Here is an 18006-nt window from a genome sequence, read left to right as displayed (position 1 = left end):
AATCCTTCTACTGATGCACGGCGAGCTGGTAAGCCGTGTATTTACGAATGTTGATCACGCCGGTGTCGAAAATAAGGTACTGGCCCTTGATCCCCAGCAGCGTGCCTTCGGCAATCGGGTCCTTGTCCAGGTTGAAGCTGACGATCTTGGCCGGGTATTGCTCCACCGGATAACGGATCTCGAGGGGTTCGACGTCCGCTATGGTCTGGATCGCCTGCAGGCCGAATCGTTCCTGCAAGCCTTGCAATCCCTGGGCGCAACTTTCAAACAACGAATCGCGGATGCGCGGCAGGTCCACCGCGACCGCATCGCCCTTGAGCAGGGCGCGCCAGTTGGTCTTGTCCGCCACCTGGCTGCGGAACAGGTCTTCGACGAACCCCGACTGCTGGCGCGTGGCCACGCGCAGGATCGGCAACGCCTGGCTGGCGCCCTGGTCCAGCCAGCGGGTCGGCAGTTGCGTGGCGCGGGTGATACCGACCTTCACGCCCGAGGAATTGGCCAGGTACACCACATGATCGGTCATGCAGAACTGCTCGCCCCACGCCGGCTCACGGCAGGTACCCGCCTCGAAATGGCAGCGTTCGGGGCTCATGATGCACACATCGCATTGCGCCAGCTTGGTCATGCACGGGTAGCAATAACCCTGGCTGAAACTGGTCTTGGTCCGGCGTCCGCAGTGGCTGCAGTGGATCGCGCCAAGAAACTCCAGGCGCACCGTGCTGCCGATCAACGGGTTGACCGGCACCTCGACATCGCCCAGGCGAAAGGCATATTGAACGGTCGGCCCGTCCAGGCGTGCCGACATCTTGCTGATTGCACCGCGGCCGATCTCGATCAATGGATGGCATCCGACTTGAACAGGATGTTCGGCACTTCGATCGATTTCGACTGGCACTCCTGCGGGCCCATGTAACCGGTGCGCTCTTCTTCGGGCAGGTTCTGGATTTCCCAGGCGATCATCGCCTGCAACGACAACTCGCGTTGTTCGGCAGTGAGCTTGTTGCCATCGGCCCATTTACCGATTTCCACGGCCAGCTTCAGGCTCTTGTAGATGTCGGGGGTGATGTTCTGGATCATTTCGTTGAACGAGGACATGGGGTCTCCGCGCGTTCGTTTAAGTGGCAATAAAGATAAGTTGGCTTCGGTCCGCGGCGAGCAAGCTCCCTCGCCACAGGATCATTGTCGGGCCATTTTACGACGGGCAAACAGCCCGCCCAACAAGCCCGTGAAGCAGCCGACGAGCAGGCCGCCGACATGAGCGCCGTTGGCGATTTCGCCGAAACCGATCATCGAGACCAGCCCGGACAGGCACAGCGCCAGCCATACCAGCATCATCACCAGAACCCCACGGGGCAAGTGATAGGCCGGGTTCGGCGCCAGCAGTTGATAGATCCAGCAGTGGCCCAGCAGGCCGTACAATACACCGGACAAGCCACCGAACAGCGTCGCGCCGCTGACAGCATACTGGACGAAGTTGGACACGAAGCTGAACAGCAGCGTCAGCCCGAGCAGGTTGATGCTGCCCTGGCGCGCTTCGATCCGCCGCCCCAGCTCCCAGTACCACATGCCATTCATGGCGATGTGCAGGAAGCCGAAGTGAATCAGCATCGGCGTCACCAGGCGCCACCACTGCCCTGCCGCCAGGCTATCGGCCAGGGGCGAGAACTGGATGTAGTCACCGACCACACGAAATTCCAGGAAGGTCAGCCACCGCAACGCCTGGAGATTATCGCCCAGCAGGGTCACGGCGCTGACTACCAGACTCAGCAACAGTACCAGGGCGGTGACGGGGCTTCGGGTCAGTTGTTCGACGAACCCGGGCCGTCGCGTGGTGGTGCCCAAGGCTGGGAGCTCCAACGTCTGCTCCGGATCGCCCACCGGAAAACGCGCGTACAGGGAGCGCACGTCTTCACCGATTTCGTCTGGCACCCAGAGCACCTGCTCGCCCGCCTCTTCGCTGACGCGGTGAGGCACTTGCAGGCGCTGCAGGAGCTTGACGAAGCCGCTCAGATCCACCGCCAAAGGCAGGCGCAACACCGCGACGAGGCTCATTTCACCATCTCCGGACGCTCCACATCGACCCAGACGAATTTATGCGGGTCCAGCTGGGTTTCCTGGTCCAGGCGATAGGCGGCCAACTTGCCGTAGAGCACCGCACTGTAGTCCAGGCACGCCAGGTTCGCGCGGATCGGCGCGGGTTTGCCGCTGCGCCAGTAGTGACCGACAAACAGCAGTGGCTCATCGGCGCCGTAGCGCAGCAGGTTGTTCTTTTCATCCGGGGACAGCGGCCTGCGTGCCACCGGCTCGGGCAAGGCATCGGGTTGGAACACGATGTCGCCGTAGGTTTTCGGATCGTCCTCCCAGAATTTGGTACGGAAGAACGAACGGGTCAGGCCATCGCCCCCGGTCAGCGTCATGCCGTGGGGCAGGCGCATGTCGGTGCCGCGCAGCAGGCGATCGAACACCGTGCAGGCGAAACTGCCCGCCTGCGCCGAAGCCTGGAGAAACGGTTCGTCGATCCGACCGTCCGGGAACAGGCCCCGCAACGGCTCGATCAGGCCGGCATCCCAGCAGGCGTGGACCACCCGGAAGCGACCGGCGTCGACAAACAGCGGCAGTTCATAGAACCACTGGAGGAAGTCGTGCCATTCGCCAGGGTATTGTTCGAACTGGGTCAGGGTTTCCTTGAGCAGGCGGGCATGCCGCGGCGTGTGTTCGCGCACATGGCGCTGGCCGCTGCCGGGCGGTGCCGGCGTGCTCCAGCCCAGGGCGTTGAACTCGTGGTTGCCCATGATGCACAACGCCTGACCGGCCACGACCATGTCGTGGACGATGTGCAACGCCTCGCGGATTCGCGGCCCACGGTCGATGATATCGCCCAGGAACACGGCCATGCGCGACGGATGCCGCCAGACCCCGCCCTGCTTGTGGTAACCGAGTCGGTCCAGCAGGTGTTCCAGGGTCAGGGCGCATCCGTGCACGTCACCGATCAGATCGTAACTGCGCGCAGGATCGAGCATCAGTCGCCTCTACCTCCCAATCGACTGCCCCAGCCGAGCTTGGTCCGGCAGACTTCGTAGTAATTGTGATCCAGGGGATGGATCAGGCGCAGCTTCTGCGCCTTCTTGCTGACGGTGATGGTGTCACCCGGCGCGCAGGTAAAATGGTTCTGGCCATCGCAGGACACTTGCGGGTAGATCTGCATATCCTTGGACACGACGATTTTCAGCTCGCTGTTGCCATCGACCACGATGGGTCGCCCAGACAAGGTATGGGGGTACATGGGCACAATCACAATAGCGTCGAGCTTGGGATGCATGATCGGGCCACCGGCGGACAGTGCGTAGGCAGTGGAACCGGTAGGCGTGGCGACGATCAGGCCGTCGGCCTTCTGGCTGCAGACGAACTGGCCGTCGATGTACAGCTCGAATTCGATCATGCGCGTGGATTTGCCGGGGTGCAGCACCACGTCGTTGAGGGCGTCGCCCTGGCCGATGGCCTCGGCGTGACGGCGGACCTCGGCTTGCAGCAGGAAGCGGTTTTCCACCAGATAATGGCCGTCGAGTACCTCGGCCACTTTGGTTTCCAGCTCGTCGGGGCGGATATCGGTGAGAAAACCGAGGCTGCCGCGGTTGATCCCCAGCACGGGAATGTTGTGCCGCGCCAGGGCCCGCGCGGCGCCCAGCAGGCTGCCGTCGCCGCCGACGACGATAACCATGTCGCAGACTTCGCCGAGCATCTTGCGCGACGAGGTCTGCAGGCCATGGCCCGGCAGCACTTCGGCGATGGTATCTTCGAGGATCACATGCAGGTGTCGCTCCAGGAGGAAACGTTTGAGGCGGCGAACGGTGTCCAGCACCTGCGAACTGCCCAGGCGACCGATGATGCCGATATTGCGAAATTGCTCCATGGGGCTCCTGCGAGGGTCTGCGGCGGGCGAAAAACCCGATTATGGGCGAAAGCGGCCCATAGACAAAATTCTTTAAGCCTTTCCTACAGGCTATGCTCGCAAAATGATCCTGTTTCCCGAATTGCTGGACCTGCCCCGCCGCTTGCGCCATCCCGAGGTGCGCGATCTCGCGTGGGTGATACTCGCCCCGCCGATGCTCATCGACGCGCCCTGGCCCCAACGGCATCCCCTGACCGGCAGCGACTGGGTGCAACACCCCCATCGGCTGGAACATTGGCTGCAACAGCTGGACCGCGACAGCTACCCGCTGCTGCACTGGCTGTCCAAGAGCCGGACCCAGCGCCTGGGCCTCTATTACGAACGGTTGTGGCAATTTGCGGTGCAGCATGCGCCGGACATCGAGCTGATTGCCGCGAACCTGCCAATCCGCCGCGAAGGCCAGACCCTGGGTGAACTCGACCTGCTGCTGCGCGACGGGGACGGCATCCATCATCTGGAACTGGCGATCAAGCTGTACCTGGGACCGCAACAGGGTGACGGCCGCGACCCGGCGCAATGGCTTGGCCCGGGCTGTCATGACCGGCTCGACCGTAAACTGACCCATCTGCGGGAGCACCAGCTACCGATCTCGGCACGCCCGGAGAGCCGTGAAGCCCTGGCGGCACTGGGCATTGAACCGGCGGGCCTCGAGCGGTTCCGCTCCGAGCTATGGCTGGGGGGCTACCTGCTTTATCCCTGGCCCGGACAGGCCGAACCGCCAGGCGGCGCGCATCCCAGGCACCTGCGCGGCAGTTGGCTGCGCCAGCGAGACTGGCCGGCGTTCATTGCCCAGCGTCCGCCGGGCCGCTGGCAACCCCTGCCCCGCGCCGCCTGGCTGGCCCCGGCCCATTATCCGGCAGAACAGACCTGGAGCATCGAGCAATTGGATGCCTGGCGGCTGGCCCTGGACCCGATGGCGCCCGCACAGTTGATGGTGCGCCTGAGTGAAAACGCCGAAGGTGAGTGGGAAGAGGCCGAGCGGGTGTTCCTGGTGGCAGATCCGTGGCCGGATGTGCCGGGCAATGGTTCAGTTTAGCGGTGCCTCGGCGGCCCTCATCGCGAGCAGGCTCGCTCCCACAATGGATCTTCAGTGAACACAAATTTTGTGTTTGTCATGAATCCCCTGTGGGAGCGAGCCTGCTCGCGATGAGGCCGCTACGGCCTAGACGGACAAGCGCAACGCCAACGCCGCCAACGTCACCAGCAACACCGGCACCGTCAACACCACCCCGACCTTGAAGTAGTAGCCCCAGCCAATCCGGATATCCTTGCGCGCCAGCACATGCAGCCATAGCAACGTTGCCAGACTACCAATCGGCGTGATCTTCGGCCCCAGATCGCTGCCGATCACGTTTGCATAGACCATCGCTTCCTTCACCGCACCGGTGGCATGGCTGGCGTCAATGGACAACGCACCGACCAGCACCGTCGGCAAGTTGTTCATGACCGACGAGAGCAATGCCGTCAACACCCCGGTGCCCATGGCCGCGCCCCACACGCCGTAACCGGCGAAAGCGTCGAGCCAGCGGGCCAGGTAATCGGTCAGCCCCGCGTTACGCAGGCCATAAACCACCAGGTACATGCCGAGGGAAAAGATCACGATCTGCCATGGCGCTTCCTTCATGGCCTTGCGGGTGGAGATCTTGTGGCCGCGCGCCGCAACCGCCAGCAGCAACGCGGCGCAGACAGCCGAAATGGCACTGATGGGAATGCCCAGGGGCTCCAGGGCAAAGCACCCCAGCAACAGGATCACCAACACGACCCAGCCGGCATAGAACGTGGCGGTGTCGTGGATGGCACTGGCCGGATCGTCCAGTTGATGCGGGTCGTAGTCACGCGGAATATCGTAGCGGAAAAACCACATCAGGATCGCCAGGCTGGCCGCCACCGCCGCCAGGTTCACCGGCACCATCACCGCCGCGTAGCGGTTGAAACCGATGCCGAAGAAATCCGCCGAGACGATATTCACCAGGTTCGACACCACCAGCGGCAGGCTCGCGGTGTCGGCAATGAAACCGGCCCCCATCACGAAAGCCAGGGTCGCCGCCGGGGAAAAGCGCAGGGCCAGCAGCATGGAAATCACAATAGGCGTGAGGATCAGCGCCGCACCGTCATTGGCGAACAATGCCGACACCAGGGCACCGAGCAGCACCATGTACGCAAACAGCTTGCGCCCACTGCCCCGCCCCCACCGGGCTACGTGCAGTGCTGCCCAGGCGAAGAACCCCGCCTCGTCCAGCAACAGGCTGATGATGATCAGCGCGACGAAGGTACCGGTGGCATTCCAGATGATCTGCCACACCAACGGGATGTCGGAGATCTGCACCACCCCGCTCAACAACGCCAGCAGTGCGCCCAACGTCGCGCTCCAGCCGACGCCGAGCCCTTTGGGCTGCCAGATCACCAGGGTAATGGTCAGCAGGAAAGTCAATGACGCGACAAGCATGCGCTACAGCCTTGGAAAAAGGGATTGATAAGAAGCGTCAGCAGCAACGCGCCACCGGACGATCGGCCATCGCCGCCAGGCGCTCGACATCCGCCGCCAGCCAGGCCGAATTGGCCGCCAACGCTTGCTCCAGCAACGTGCTGATCCAGGCGGGCAATTGTGGATGCAGACGGTAGTAGACCCACTGCCCTTGCCGTCGGTCACTGAGCAGGTCGGCATGTCGCAACTGCGCCAAGTGCCGGGAGATTTTCGGCTGGCTCAGGTCCAGCGCGGCGGTGAGCTCACAGACACACAACTCCCCCTCACGGGCCACCAGCAGCGCAATGCGGGTTCGGGTGTCGTCGGCCAGGGCCTTGAAGACCTCGACGGGATTGTGGGGATTGGACATGACGGAAAAAAGTCTGGGGAAGCGAAGGATGAATATATGGAAACGCGAATATTCAGTAAAGCAGCGATTCGAAGCGACAGATAAACCTGTGGCGAGGGAGCTTGCTCCCGCTCGGTCGGTCCGACGCCTCGGGCGTAGCGACCGCCAAAGAAGGCCTGCTTCGCAGCCCAGCGGGAGCAAGCTCCCTCGCCACAGAGGTGGTGTGTCAGCCAACACGACCTGATCGTTCCCACGCTCCCGCGTGGGAATGCCGCCTGGGACGCTCCGCGTTTCGCTTCTGGAGTTGAATGCAAAGCGTCTACTGGCCCGGATGGACGTTATCCAGCGCGCGGTTCGCCAGTAACCTACTTTAGAGATCAGCGTGTAGTCGCGCTGACCACGCCTTTTTGCTTTTTACCTTTTATCTAACTCCGCTTTCTTTCATAGCTGGCGAATTCGAATGTTATCCACATCGATGGCCCCCCGATCTGCACAAGTGAACAACAGCTTATCGATTGGCGCTTCAAGGGTGAACCGAGCTGAAACTGGCAGCCAGTAATTAAAAGTCTGGGTGACGAAGGAAAACTCTCCGGATCCAAGGGTCAAAAAAACCAGGCGAATGCTGCCGACGCTACGGCAAACAAAGCTGACCTCATAGGGAACGCCTGCTCGAAGTGAAAGATTCAACGCTGTTGCCCCGTCGTTGGTTGGGGCATCGCTACCAATTCGGCCAAAATAGTTACCATCCTCGTGAACGACCTCAAACAATTTTTCATCGCGCCAACCATTAGCATTCCCACCATCAAACGGGGTGTAATGATCCACCATCCGCTCTTCGTTTCGAACCGTATAGGTTCGCAAGGGGAAGGTAACTGCCTCTCCCTGGTTGCTACCGCGATTGAACGTCACCTCCAACACCACCTTGAGCTGAGAACCGTCACGCAGTTTTTCGAGCTCGGCCCGAGGGAGCTCCTTGGACAACCCGGTCGATACATCGCCCGACTCCAGCTCTGTGCCGGCATAAAGCGTAATTGTGTAATCCGAGCCGTTGCTGGCGGTCCCTTCACAGCGCAGCCAGACCCGCTGCCCGGCGGCAATCAGCGGCCAGGGTGCCGCCGTGACGCGGGCATCGCCGGTGAAGCTACTCAAATCCAGTTCGCTACCGATACCGCCCTGCGCCGCTTGCGGAATCAACGGCATCGCCAGGCTGGACACGGGAATAACTTGTACGTTCAACGTCAAGGGAGCCGACGGTGGCAGATCCGCACCAGCGTGGTTGACCGTGTAGGTCACCGTCACCGCTTTGCCCAAGCTAAACGCCACTACACTGTTGTCGATCGGGATTTCCCAGCCGTCCCTGACCAGCCATTCATCCGAGGTGTATGAACCCTCGGCCGGCGTGCCCGGGGCACCGGTCCAGGTCACTTTCAGCTTGTCGCCAGGCAGCAGTGCGGGGTTGGATGGCACGATAATCGTCAGCGTGTCCTTGGCATTGACCGGATTCAAGGTGCTGCCGCTGGCCTCTTTGACCGAGGGCGCGCGGAGCTCCAGGGCCGAGCCGATGCTCAGCTGCCGGACAATGGAATTGCCCAATGAAGTCGTGCCCCGGGTGATGGAGTAGCTGACATCCACGGTGCCGTTGAGGTTCTCGCTCACGTACCTGAACGGCACGGTAAATGGCACCACCTTGCCCGCCGTATTCGCGGTCAGGGTTCTTGGCTGGTCCGGGGCATTGCTCGACGAGCCGCGCCAGCGCAGTACCACGACATCCCCGGGCAGGGTGGCGGTGTAGGTCGCGATCACATTGGCGCCGATGGCGGGGTTGACGTCTTCCGGGTTCAACACGTCGTCGGGGGCTTCCACGACCGTCGGGATCGGCAGCGAAGGCACGGCGACACCCACCATGAGTAACAAGTGCTCCGATTCGGGCTGGCCGTTCACGCTGTAGTACACGGTGAGCGAGCCGCCATCGAGGCGCTTGACCTGCTCTTTTTCCAGGTTCGCCAGCACCGGCGCGCCGACCGCCTCCCCGCCCACGACGGCTATCACTTCATGGTAAGTCGGAAGCGTGGTGGAGGTACGACCGTCGCAAATGATGATGATCTCATCGCCAGCCACGCGTCCCGGATAATAAGGAACGGAAAGCGTGTAGAAATTCAGGTCCGGGTCCAGCGTGCCGCCCACGGCTTCCACAATGTCGGGAGCCAGGTATTGGCGGGTATCGCCGATCACGGTCACGGAGGTGCTTTTCGACGGAAGGTCCCTTTCGCCACTGCGGATCCGCACGTAACCCACCGTGGCCCGCCCTTTGGCGATCGCCGCGACATCGGTATAGGGGATGGTGAAATCATAGAAGTAGGGAATGGTTTGAACCGTTTCCTCCAGCGGACCGACGATTACCGGTGAACTGTCCGCGGCGGTGCCGCGCCAGGTCATACGCAAGAGATCTCCAATGGCATGCTCGTAGCGGTTGGCGGTGACCCGCACAGTGACCGGATTTCCAGCCAGTTCGGCGAGGTCGATTTCCTCGACCGGAAAGCCGTTGACCAGCACCAACGGCGGATCGAGCCGATTATTGTTCAGATCCACCAGAACATGGGTCACCGCCGACCAGCGCCAGTAGCCGCCTGGATAGTTGCCGCATTCATCAACCACCTGATAGGCCACGGCAAGGGCATCGCTGTCTTCGGCAAGCTCGATGACCTCGAGGGGGACAGTGATGATGATCTCCTCGCCTTCCTCGTTTTCGGCCACCGTGCGGTAGATGTTTTGCGTGCCCCAGGCCAGATTGATCCTGTCATTGCGGCGCATGAATTTGTACGGCTTGATGGTCACCTGCACACCGGCTGCGGCCTCTTCGGGGCCAACGCCATTTTCAATAATGTCCTGGGGAATCGAGTACTCCAGGCCCGAGTGGCCCGGTGTGCCCTGGTCTTCATCGTAACCGCCGGGTGGGTCGAGTTTGACCAGCAGCTTCAGCTTCGGCTCCGACTTCAGGGAATCCGCGGCGCCTGCGGGCAGCACACTATAGAACACAGGGAAAGCGTCGCCCCTGACGATATGCCCCTCATCGATACGGAAAACCAGACGGTAGTTTTTCTGGTTTGCGTCGATATTCGTGCTCCAGACCGGGGTGGTGTCATCGTTCCAGTAGAGGTTGAAAGCGTCACCGATCTCCATGTAGTTCCAGGGATCGACAATGCAGAGCAACCCGCCCTCCACTAGCCTGGCCGGGATACCGGCATCATAGTCCTCCACCGGACGCGTCCAACCCGGAAAAATGGGTGGGCGAAGGTCAAGCGGCGCCTGGTTGTCGGGCGAGCAGCGCGGGGGAAATCGCTTTTCCATGGAGAACACCTCGATGGTTGAGGGGCAGCCAATAAAGCGGTAGAGGCGAAATGACGATCATTAAGACGCGTCGAGGTGGGAGGGTCTACTGTCAAGAATGACAGGTGGAAGCAAGTTTAAGACGAAAGGTGGGCTGAAGCGAAACCTGTGAGGGCGAAGCTTGCTCGTGACGGGTGAATCAGTTGACAACTGCTTTGGCTGGTCCGCCGCTATCGCGAGCAAGCTTTGCTCCCACAGATTTATGGACTGTATCGATCAGAGCTTTTTATGCTGCTCGACCCACTGGCCATAGGCATTGATGAATTTCTGCAGGAACGGCTTCACCGACTCCGACACGTGGCCCGCCTCGTCGAACGCCGTGCCGGCATTGCTCAGGTAGCCTTCCGGTTGTTGCATGCACGGTACGTCGAGGAACACCAGGGACTGACGCAAATGATGATTCGCGCCAAAACCGCCGATGGCACCTGGCGAGGCGCTGATCACCGCACCCGGCTTGCCGCTCAGGCAGCTCTGGCCGTAAGGACGCGAGCCGACGTCGATGGCGTTCTTCAACGGTGCCGGCACGGAACGGTTGTACTCCGGGGTGACGAACAACAAGGCGTCGGCGGCGCCTATCCGCTGGCGGAAGGTGCTGTAGGCAGCGGGGGGCGAGACATCAATGTCTTCATTGTAGAGCGGCAAGTCGCCTATCTCGACGATCTCCAGCTTCAGGTTGGCCGGCGCCAGGTCCGCCAGCGCCAGTGCCAACTTGCGATTGATCGACGCCTTGCGCAGGCTTCCCACTAAAACGGCCACTGTATAGACATTACTCATTGGAGGTTCTCGCTAGGGATCAAAGGGACTCTACTTATAGATGATCGGGCGGATTATTGGACCAGCGGAAAGCCGAAAACCTGCCGCCTGGACTATTTTTTTCTTGTAGGAAAACTTCCCGCGCGTGGGCAGGGTCTACAGAACCGTAAATCGAGTGATCTATTTCCAGAGGTTCTAAGCAATGGCAGCAGTACTTGTCGGACAATTTCATGCGCGGGACGCCGAAGGTCGCGTCTATTCCGTGCATGAATTCCAGGAATCGACCCCGTCGCCGGACGGAAACGGCAAGGAGCCTGTCACCACTTACAAACTGGCCATCGGTGATCGGGTCAGCAAGCTCGATGAAGACAGGTTCCTGCTGGTGCAGTCAGGTATCGAACTGGTACGCGAACCCGAACCACAAATAGCTTTATGACATAAGCAGAAGTCATGCCCGGACTTGGGTTAGGATTCAGCCATTCAATGGCTCACCTGCCGCACATGGACTTCTTGCATGCGATTACGCCACATCGAAGTGATCCAGGCGCTGTTGCAGACCGGCCACCTCGGCACAGCGGCCGAATGGCTGCAATTGCCGGTCGCTGAAATCGAGACAACCCTGCGCGATGCCGAAGCTCAACTGGGCTTCATGCTGTTCGCCAGCGTGCGCGGACGCTTGCAGGCCACCCGCGAAGCCCTTGAACTGCGCGACGGCATCACAGGCGTGTACGACGCCCTCGAACCGGTGCAACGCTTGGCCAGCAGTTTGAAGCATTATCAGGCGCCGCCCCTGCGGATCATCTGCACCCCGCCACTGGCCCAGCAATTGTTGCCCCGCAGCATGGCCGGCCTGCGCCGCCGCTATCCGGATGCGCCTTGCACGCTGCTCAGCCAACCGACCCGCGAAATCGTCCGCAGCCTGCTGCTGCGCGACAGCGACCTGGGGCTGAGCCTGCACGATCCCGAACATCCCGACATCCATTGCCAGATGATCGCCCAGGGCAAACTGCAATTGCTCGCCCCTCACGGCTGGCTGCAACCCAGGCAGAAGTACATTTCGCTTCAGGATCTCGCGGGCCAGTCACTGGTAGGCCTGGATGGCCAGGATCCGTTGAGCCCTGCGTTCGACAATAAACTCGGAACGCTGCGCCCGGCGCCGGTGATCCAGATCCGCGTCCAGACCCACCAGATGATGCGCGCCATGGTCGAGGCCGGCGAAGGCCTGGCCATCGTCGACCCCTTTACCGCCTCGGGCGCCAAGGATGGTGGGCTGGACGTATGCCCGGTATCGCCCGCCGTTCCCATCTGCCTCTATGCCCTGCGCCTGACCGGCACGCCCCCGTCACCCACGCTGCAAGCGCTGCTGGAGCTGGTTACGGAACAAGCCGAGGCGTTGCTGAGCCACTGACCGACATGCCCAGCGGATCGTCGAACAACCGGTACCAGAACAACGCCACTTCGGCGGTATGTCGGTCGATGCCGCGATAGCGCAGGTGATCGATGCCGCCGAGCACATAGCCACAGCGCTCGTAGAGTCGACAGGCCCCCAGGTTGTTGTTCTGGGTTTCCAGCATGATCCCCGGCAGTTTTTTCTTGCGGCTCCAGAATTGCGCCACGTCGAGCAAGGCCTTGGCCACCCCATGACGACGGGCCGGGGCATGCACCGCCAGTTCGTCGATGTGGGCAAAACCATTCCAGTTGGTGCTGACCACCAGATGCCCCACCGGCTGGTCGTCCAGGTAGGCCATGAAGATTTCGCTGTCCGGGGCGTCGTGGAAGCTGCTGAACTCTTCCGGGTCGATGCCATAGCACTTCTGATAGGGAACAATGGGCGTTACCGGCCATTGGCTCACGGGACGACCGATCTGCGCCGTGCCGTAGGCGCTGACTTCGAAACTGAAATCACTGCCCCAGATGTACGCAGCGAAGCCGTCATCGACGACCCGCACCGACAGGCCGGGGTGTTTGGGATTCATGACCGACTGCATACTGGAAAACGTCCTCATTCCTTGAGCCAACCGACGGCGCGTCGCAATCCATTGCCCTTGCCTCTCGAAACTGTGCACATCAAGCGGCTACCCATGGACTGCCGTTACCTCAGGTTAGAAGGTACTGACGATTGTGGCGAGAAATGAACAATAAACAATGACACTTCTACCCCTGTGGGAGCGAGCCTGCTCGCGATAGCGGTGGTTCAGTCACTGATGGGGGGGCTGACATACCGCCATCGCGAGCAGGCTCGCTCCCACAGGGATTCACATCAATTCCTCACTGCCCGGCTTCAGCCAACTGCGTCCACAGTGCCGGGGCACCGGCGGACTTGGCGATGGCTTCCAGACGTGCGGCATGTTCGGCCAGGTCGGTTTCACTGGCACGGATGATCCGCGCGGGCCGACGGTCGGCGGGCAAACGCCGGATTTCGCTGGCCTGTGCGCCCGAGCCTTCGCCGGTCCCATTACCGTCCGACGCGTTGCCGGCCAGGGACAGGCTGGTCTGGCCGCCGGTCATGGTCAGGTAGACGTCGGCAAGGATCTCGGAGTCGAGCAAGGCGCCGTGCAGTTCACGGCCGGAGTTGTCGACGCCATAGCGCTTGCACAAGGCGTCGAGGCTGTTGCGCTGCCCCGGGTGCCGCTCGCGGGCCATGACCAGGGTATCGAGGATGGTGCAATGCTGGCTGATGTCGGCCCGGTCGTGCTGGCCCATCAAGGCGAATTCGTTGTTGATGAAGCCAACGTCGAACGCCGCGTTATGAATGATCAGCTGCGCGCCCTGGATGAACTCGAAGAATTCATCGGCCACCTCGGCGAAACGCGGCTTGCCCACCAGGAATTCGTTGGTGATGCCGTGGACGCCAATGGCGCCTTCGTCACTTTCACGGTCCGGTTGCAGGTAGACGTGGAAATGGCGACCGGTCAGTCGTCGACCGATCAGCTCGACACAGCCGATCTCGATAATCCGGTGACCATCGGTCACCGGCATGCCGGTGGTTTCGGTATCCAGTACAACAGATCTGTTGGCCATCAGTGTTCAGCTCTCAACGGGCATGCTTGCAAAAGCGGGGATGGTAACACGCTCAAGGAAATGGCTGGCCGCAGCTTTTGTGGCGAGGGGATTTATCCCCGCTGGGGTGCGAAGCGCCCCCATTAAACTTCCTGACACACCGTGCTGCCGGGTTTTAGGGCCGCTTCGCAGCCCAGCGGGGATAAATCCCCTCGCCACAAGGTATATATGCCCAATTAAACAGGGCTGCATCAGGCCTGCTTGTAACCCCGCACCTCGTCCACCCCACGATTGGCCAACTGGTCGGCCCGTTCGTTGCCGTGGTGGCCGATGTGCCCGCGCACCCACTTCCAGGTCACGTTATGGCGATTGACCTGCTCGTCCAGCAGCTTCCAGAGGTCGGCATTCTTGACCGGTTCCTTCGCGGCCGTCTTCCAGCCGCGCTTCTTCCAGTTGGCCATCCACTCGTTGATGCCTTTCATCACATACTGCGAGTCAGTCACCAGCAGCACGTCACAAGGGCGCTTGAGTTCTTCCAGGCCGCGGATGGCGCCCATCAGTTCCATGCGGTTGTTGGTGGTATTGGCTTCGCCTCCCCAGAGTTCCTTCTCTACGCCCTTGAAGACCAACAGCGCGCCCCAGCCGCCCGGACCGGGGTTGCCCTTGCAGGCGCCGTCAGTGAAGAGTTCTACGCTATCGCTCATGCCCATCCATCCAGAAAAAATGCAAAGGCCTGCCGCCGGGGACCGCCAACCTCCAGGTTGACGATGCCGGGCAGGCCATCAGAAACGGTTATGGCTCGATATGACGACGATTGACCTTGGCCATCGGCAAGGGAATCAGCTTGCCCATCGGCTCGCGCCGGACCTGGCGCACCGGGCGCAGCCCGACCGCGATCTTGCGCGCCACCAGCAGATAGAAGCCGCCACCGGACAGTTGCCAGTCGCCGGCCCTGCGCTCCCACCCGGCCAGGCGGGCTTGCCACTTGGGCGACGCAAGCGGCGGACGATAGCACCCGAAGCGGCGTTTCTCCAGCGCGAAGCCCAGCAGGTTGAGCCAGTCGCCCACCCTCGATGCCGAGATGCAGCGGGCCTGGCGCAAGCCATCATGGGCGAAGACATGGCGCAGCCCCCAACTGCTCCAGGGGTTGAGGCCGATGATCAACAGATGCCCACCCGGACGCACGCTGCTGGCGGCTTCACGCAGCAGGCCGTGGGGCGACAGGCAGAAATCCAGGCCGTGCTGCATCACCACCACATCGGCGGCGTGTTCGCTCAACGGCCAGGCCTGCTCCTCGCAGACGATCTCCACCCCGGGCAGCGGTGCGCCCAGGCGCACGTTGCGCTGGACCTGCGGTGCCGACGGCGGTGTCTGCGCCGACGGACCGTAGTGCACCAGGTAACCGCCGAAGAAGCGACCCAGCTCGTCTTCGAGCATGCGCCGTTCCTCTTCCAGCAAAAATTGCCCGACGGGGCCGGACAGCCATTCACGGGCTGCGCTGATCAACGCCAGCCAGTCGGGATCAGCCTGAGCGAACGCTTCGTCAGTCATTGCATTCTCCAACGCGTCAGGAAGTTCTAAGATGCGCCTTTGTTTTCCGCTTGGCGAATTCCGCGATGATACAGATCAGTGCCCTGCCCGCCTTCACCGATAACTACATCTGGTTGTTACAGGATCACTCCAGCCGCCGCTGCGCCGTGGTCGATCCGGGCGACGCCGCGCCGGTCCAGGCCTGGCTCGAGGCCCACCCAGGCTGGGTCTTGAGCGACATCCTGATCACCCACCATCACCATGATCATGTCGGCGGCGTCCAGGCGCTGAAAAATGCGACGAACGCCACCGTCCACGGTCCTGCCAGCGAGAACATCCCGGCGCGGGACGTGGCGCTCGAGGACAACGACCAGATCGAGGTGCTCGGCCTGGACTTCGCTGTCTACGCCGTGCCCGGCCATACATTGGGGCATATCGCCTATTACCACCATGGCCTGCTGTTCTGCGGCGACACCCTGTTCGCCGCCGGTTGCGGACGGCTCTTCGAGGGCACGCCGGAACAGATGCACCACTCCCTCGACCGCCTCGCCGCCCTGCCGGACGACACACTGATCTACTGCACCCACGAATACACCCTCAGCAACCTGAAGTTCGCCGCCGCGGTGGAGCCAGACAACCCGGACATCGCCGCCCGTCTGGAAAAGGTCGGCCGGCAACGCAGCGAGGGCGTCATTACCCTGCCGTCGACCCTGGCCCTGGAAAAACTCACCAATCCGTTCCTGCGCACCACTGAAACATCCGTTAAACAAAAAGCAGACGAACGGAACGGCCAGCGAAACGGGACGCCGAGTGAGGTTTTTGCGGCCTTGAGGGCCTGGAAAGATAAGTTCTAAGGCAGCCATCGGCTGATACAAAAATTCTGAATGGTTGACCTGTTGGGGTGCGCTTTCTAGAATCGGCCGACATTTTTGCCCGGAACTTACTTCCAGCCAATGTCGTCATCCATACGCAGGTCCGTCCCGTCAGCTACATTGACCCGCCTGGCTCAAGCCATCGCGGTGGCTGTGTCCGCCATCCTGGCGGGCTGCCAAAGTTCGGGCCAGATGCCCCAGACCGACACGGCCGTGCCAAAGAACATGGCGGCCCGCGCCAAGCAGAAGCCGGTCTGGCTCAGCGAGAAGCCCAGCCCCCAGGTTCCCCAGGACATCTGGGAACGCATGCGCCAGGGCTTCCAGTTGCAGGAGACCGCCGGGGTCAACCCGCGTATCGAGCAACAGCGCCTGTGGTTCGCCAGCAACCCGTCGTTCCTCGAGGGTGCCGGCGAACGCGGCAGCCTGTACATGCACTACATCGTCGAACGCCTCGAAGAGCGCAATATGCCGCTGGAGCTGGCGCTGCTGCCGGTGATCGAAAGCGCCTACAACCCCATGGCCTACTCCCGGGCCAACGCCGTTGGGCTGTGGCAGTTCATTCCGTCCACGGGGCGCTACTTCAACCTGCGCCAGACCCGCTTCTATGACGGGCGTCGCGACATCACTGCTTCCACCACGGCGGCCATGGATTACCTGACGCGCCTGCACGACATGTTCAACGGTGACTGGCTGTTGGCGCTGGCCGCCTACAACGCTGGCGAAGGCACGGTCAGCCGCGCCATCGAGCGCAACGAAAAACTCGGCCTGCCCACCGACTACTGGAACCTGCCGCTGCCCGCCGAGACCCAGGCCTATGTGCCCAAGCTGCTGGCATTGTCCCAGGTGGTGCTCGCCCCCGATGCCTATGGCGTGAACCTCAACCCGATCGCCAACGAACCCTATTTCCAGGTCGTCGAGATCAACCAGCGCATGGACCTGTCCAAGGTCGCGGCGGTGGCGAACATCGACGAAGACGAGCTGTTCCAGCTCAACCCGGCCTTCAAGCAGCGCACCACCATCGACGGCCCGCAACACCTGCTGGTGCCCACCTCCAAGGCCCAGCTGCTGACCGCCAGCCTGTCGACCATGCGTCCGGAAGAACTGATCAGCCAGCGCTCGCTCAAACCGGTTTTCGAAAGCGTCGATGACAGCGAAGTCGAAGGTGCCCGGCGCAGCTACCGGGTCAAGCGCGGTGACAACCTGGCCCAGATCGCCAAGGCCAACAACGTCCAGACCAAGGACCTGCAACGCTGGAACAAGCTCAGCGGCAACAAGCTCAAGGTCGGCCAGACCCTGGTCATGCAGGACACCAAGCCGACCAAGGCCACCAAGGCGAGCGGCAAGCGTATCAACACGGTGGTAGCCGCCAACAGCAAAGACCAGAAGAAGCAGCAGACCCAGTACAAGGTCCAGCAGGGTGACTCGCTGTACGTGGTGGCCAAGCGCTTCAATGTCGAGATGCAACACCTCAAGCGATGGAACCCGCGCATGGGCAAGGCCCTCAAGCCCGGCCAGATGCTGACGGTCTATTCCCCGCACTGATATTGATGTAGCTGGGATTTTTTGTGGCGAGGGAGCTTGCTCCCGCTGGGCTGCAAAGCAGCCCCAAAACCGCCCCCTCAGGTATGACAGATTGGTTTAAGCCATTGCTTTTCAGGGCCGCTTCGCGCCCCAGCGGGAGCAAGCTCCCTCGCCACGGTTT

At 61.7% G+C, this 18006-nt stretch carries 18 protein-coding genes; 5 read left to right on the top strand and 13 right to left on the bottom strand.

Annotation, left to right across the window (positions count from 1 at the left end):
* Positions 1-7 precede the first annotated feature (7 nt).
* The 5 genes from N005_RS09625 to N005_RS09605 all read right to left on the bottom strand — a co-directional run bounded on the left by N005_RS09625 (position 8) and on the right by N005_RS09605 (position 3910).
* Complete coding sequence (locus N005_RS09625; RefSeq protein WP_047700969.1) at positions 8-838, bottom strand: DUF2797 domain-containing protein; 831 nt, start codon at positions 836-838, stop codon at positions 8-10.
* Positions 835-1095 (bottom strand): YeaC family protein, encoded by a 261-nt coding sequence (locus N005_RS09620; protein ID WP_041024166.1) that lies wholly within the window; start codon positions 1093-1095, stop codon positions 835-837. The genes N005_RS09625 and N005_RS09620 overlap by 4 nt, the downstream gene beginning before the upstream one ends.
* A gap of 81 nt (positions 1096-1176) precedes the next feature.
* Positions 1177-2052 carry a rhomboid family intramembrane serine protease gene (locus N005_RS09615; RefSeq protein ID WP_047700968.1) on the bottom strand — a complete coding sequence of 292 codons (876 nt, stop codon included), beginning with the start codon at positions 2050-2052 and terminating at the stop codon, positions 1177-1179.
* On the bottom strand, positions 2049-3023 hold the full coding sequence (locus tag N005_RS09610) for a metallophosphoesterase (RefSeq protein WP_174245343.1): 975 nt from the start codon (positions 3021-3023) through the stop codon (positions 2049-2051). Before N005_RS09610 ends, N005_RS09615 begins: the two co-directional genes overlap by 4 nt.
* Complete coding sequence (locus tag N005_RS09605) at positions 3020-3910, bottom strand: NAD(+) kinase (protein ID WP_024776985.1); 891 nt, start codon at positions 3908-3910, stop codon at positions 3020-3022. Before N005_RS09605 ends, N005_RS09610 begins: the two co-directional genes overlap by 4 nt.
* Before the next feature lie 103 nt (positions 3911-4013).
* On the opposite strand from N005_RS09605, the gene N005_RS09600 reads away from it, so the two are divergent.
* Complete coding sequence (locus N005_RS09600; protein ID WP_047700966.1) at positions 4014-4985, top strand: DUF1853 family protein; 972 nt, start codon at positions 4014-4016, stop codon at positions 4983-4985.
* A 126-nt stretch (positions 4986-5111) separates the two neighbouring features.
* On the opposite strand, the gene N005_RS09595 is transcribed toward N005_RS09600, so the two are convergent.
* The 4 genes from N005_RS09595 to N005_RS09580 form a co-directional block, all read right to left on the bottom strand.
* Entirely contained in the window at positions 5112-6395 is a 1284-nt protein-coding gene (locus N005_RS09595) for an arsenic transporter (RefSeq protein WP_047700965.1), read from the bottom strand.
* Positions 6396-6432: 37 nt separating this feature from the next.
* Positions 6433-6783 (bottom strand): metalloregulator ArsR/SmtB family transcription factor, encoded by a 351-nt coding sequence (locus N005_RS09590; protein ID WP_047700964.1) that lies wholly within the window; start codon positions 6781-6783, stop codon positions 6433-6435.
* A gap of 420 nt (positions 6784-7203) precedes the next feature.
* Positions 7204-10110 carry a hypothetical protein gene (locus N005_RS27765; RefSeq protein WP_144402651.1) on the bottom strand — a complete coding sequence of 969 codons (2907 nt, stop codon included), beginning with the start codon at positions 10108-10110 and terminating at the stop codon, positions 7204-7206.
* Positions 10111-10365: 255 nt separating this feature from the next.
* The gene (locus tag N005_RS09580; RefSeq protein ID WP_047700963.1) at positions 10366-10923 is read right to left on the bottom strand and encodes an NADPH-dependent FMN reductase; all 558 of its coding nucleotides are present in this window, start codon (positions 10921-10923) and stop codon (positions 10366-10368) included.
* 181 nt (positions 10924-11104) lie between these two features.
* Here N005_RS09580 and N005_RS09575 point away from each other — a divergent pair, with 181 nt between their 5' ends.
* Both N005_RS09575 and N005_RS09570 read left to right on the top strand, forming a co-directional pair.
* Positions 11105-11338: a hypothetical protein gene (locus tag N005_RS09575; RefSeq protein WP_047700962.1), complete on the top strand. Its 234-nt coding sequence runs from the start codon at positions 11105-11107 to the stop codon at positions 11336-11338.
* A 78-nt stretch (positions 11339-11416) separates the two neighbouring features.
* Positions 11417-12310: a LysR family transcriptional regulator gene (locus N005_RS09570; protein ID WP_047700961.1), complete on the top strand. Its 894-nt coding sequence runs from the start codon at positions 11417-11419 to the stop codon at positions 12308-12310.
* Here N005_RS09570 and N005_RS09565 read toward each other — a convergent pair.
* The 4 genes from N005_RS09565 to N005_RS09550 all read right to left on the bottom strand — a co-directional run bounded on the left by N005_RS09565 (position 12276) and on the right by N005_RS09550 (position 15453).
* The gene (locus tag N005_RS09565; protein ID WP_047700960.1) at positions 12276-12890 is read right to left on the bottom strand and encodes a GNAT family N-acetyltransferase; all 615 of its coding nucleotides are present in this window, start codon (positions 12888-12890) and stop codon (positions 12276-12278) included. The two genes, N005_RS09570 and N005_RS09565, sit on opposite strands and share 35 nt — an antisense overlap.
* A gap of 280 nt (positions 12891-13170) precedes the next feature.
* Positions 13171-13923 carry a DNA polymerase III subunit epsilon gene (gene dnaQ / locus N005_RS09560; RefSeq protein WP_047700959.1) on the bottom strand — a complete coding sequence of 251 codons (753 nt, stop codon included), beginning with the start codon at positions 13921-13923 and terminating at the stop codon, positions 13171-13173.
* 230 nt (positions 13924-14153) lie between these two features.
* On the bottom strand, positions 14154-14606 hold the full coding sequence (gene rnhA / locus N005_RS09555) for a ribonuclease HI (protein ID WP_047700958.1): 453 nt from the start codon (positions 14604-14606) through the stop codon (positions 14154-14156).
* Between the two features lie 88 nt (positions 14607-14694).
* Positions 14695-15453, bottom strand: coding sequence for a class I SAM-dependent methyltransferase (locus N005_RS09550; protein ID WP_047700957.1), 759 nt, complete (start codon positions 15451-15453; stop codon positions 14695-14697).
* Positions 15454-15518: 65 nt separating this feature from the next.
* Between N005_RS09550 and gloB the strand changes: the two genes are divergently transcribed.
* Positions 15519-16286, top strand: coding sequence for a hydroxyacylglutathione hydrolase (gloB, locus tag N005_RS09545; protein WP_047700956.1), 768 nt, complete (start codon positions 15519-15521; stop codon positions 16284-16286).
* A 99-nt stretch (positions 16287-16385) separates the two neighbouring features.
* Complete coding sequence (locus N005_RS09540) at positions 16386-17846, top strand: transglycosylase SLT domain-containing protein (RefSeq protein WP_047700955.1); 1461 nt, start codon at positions 16386-16388, stop codon at positions 17844-17846.
* Positions 17847-18006 lie beyond the last annotated feature (160 nt).

The organism is Pseudomonas mediterranea CFBP 5447 (assembly GCF_000774145.1).
Classification (GTDB): domain Bacteria; phylum Pseudomonadota; class Gammaproteobacteria; order Pseudomonadales; family Pseudomonadaceae; genus Aquipseudomonas; species Aquipseudomonas mediterranea.
Note: the sequence above shows the minus strand (reverse complement) of the source record. Positions and strands in the feature narration are given on the sequence as shown.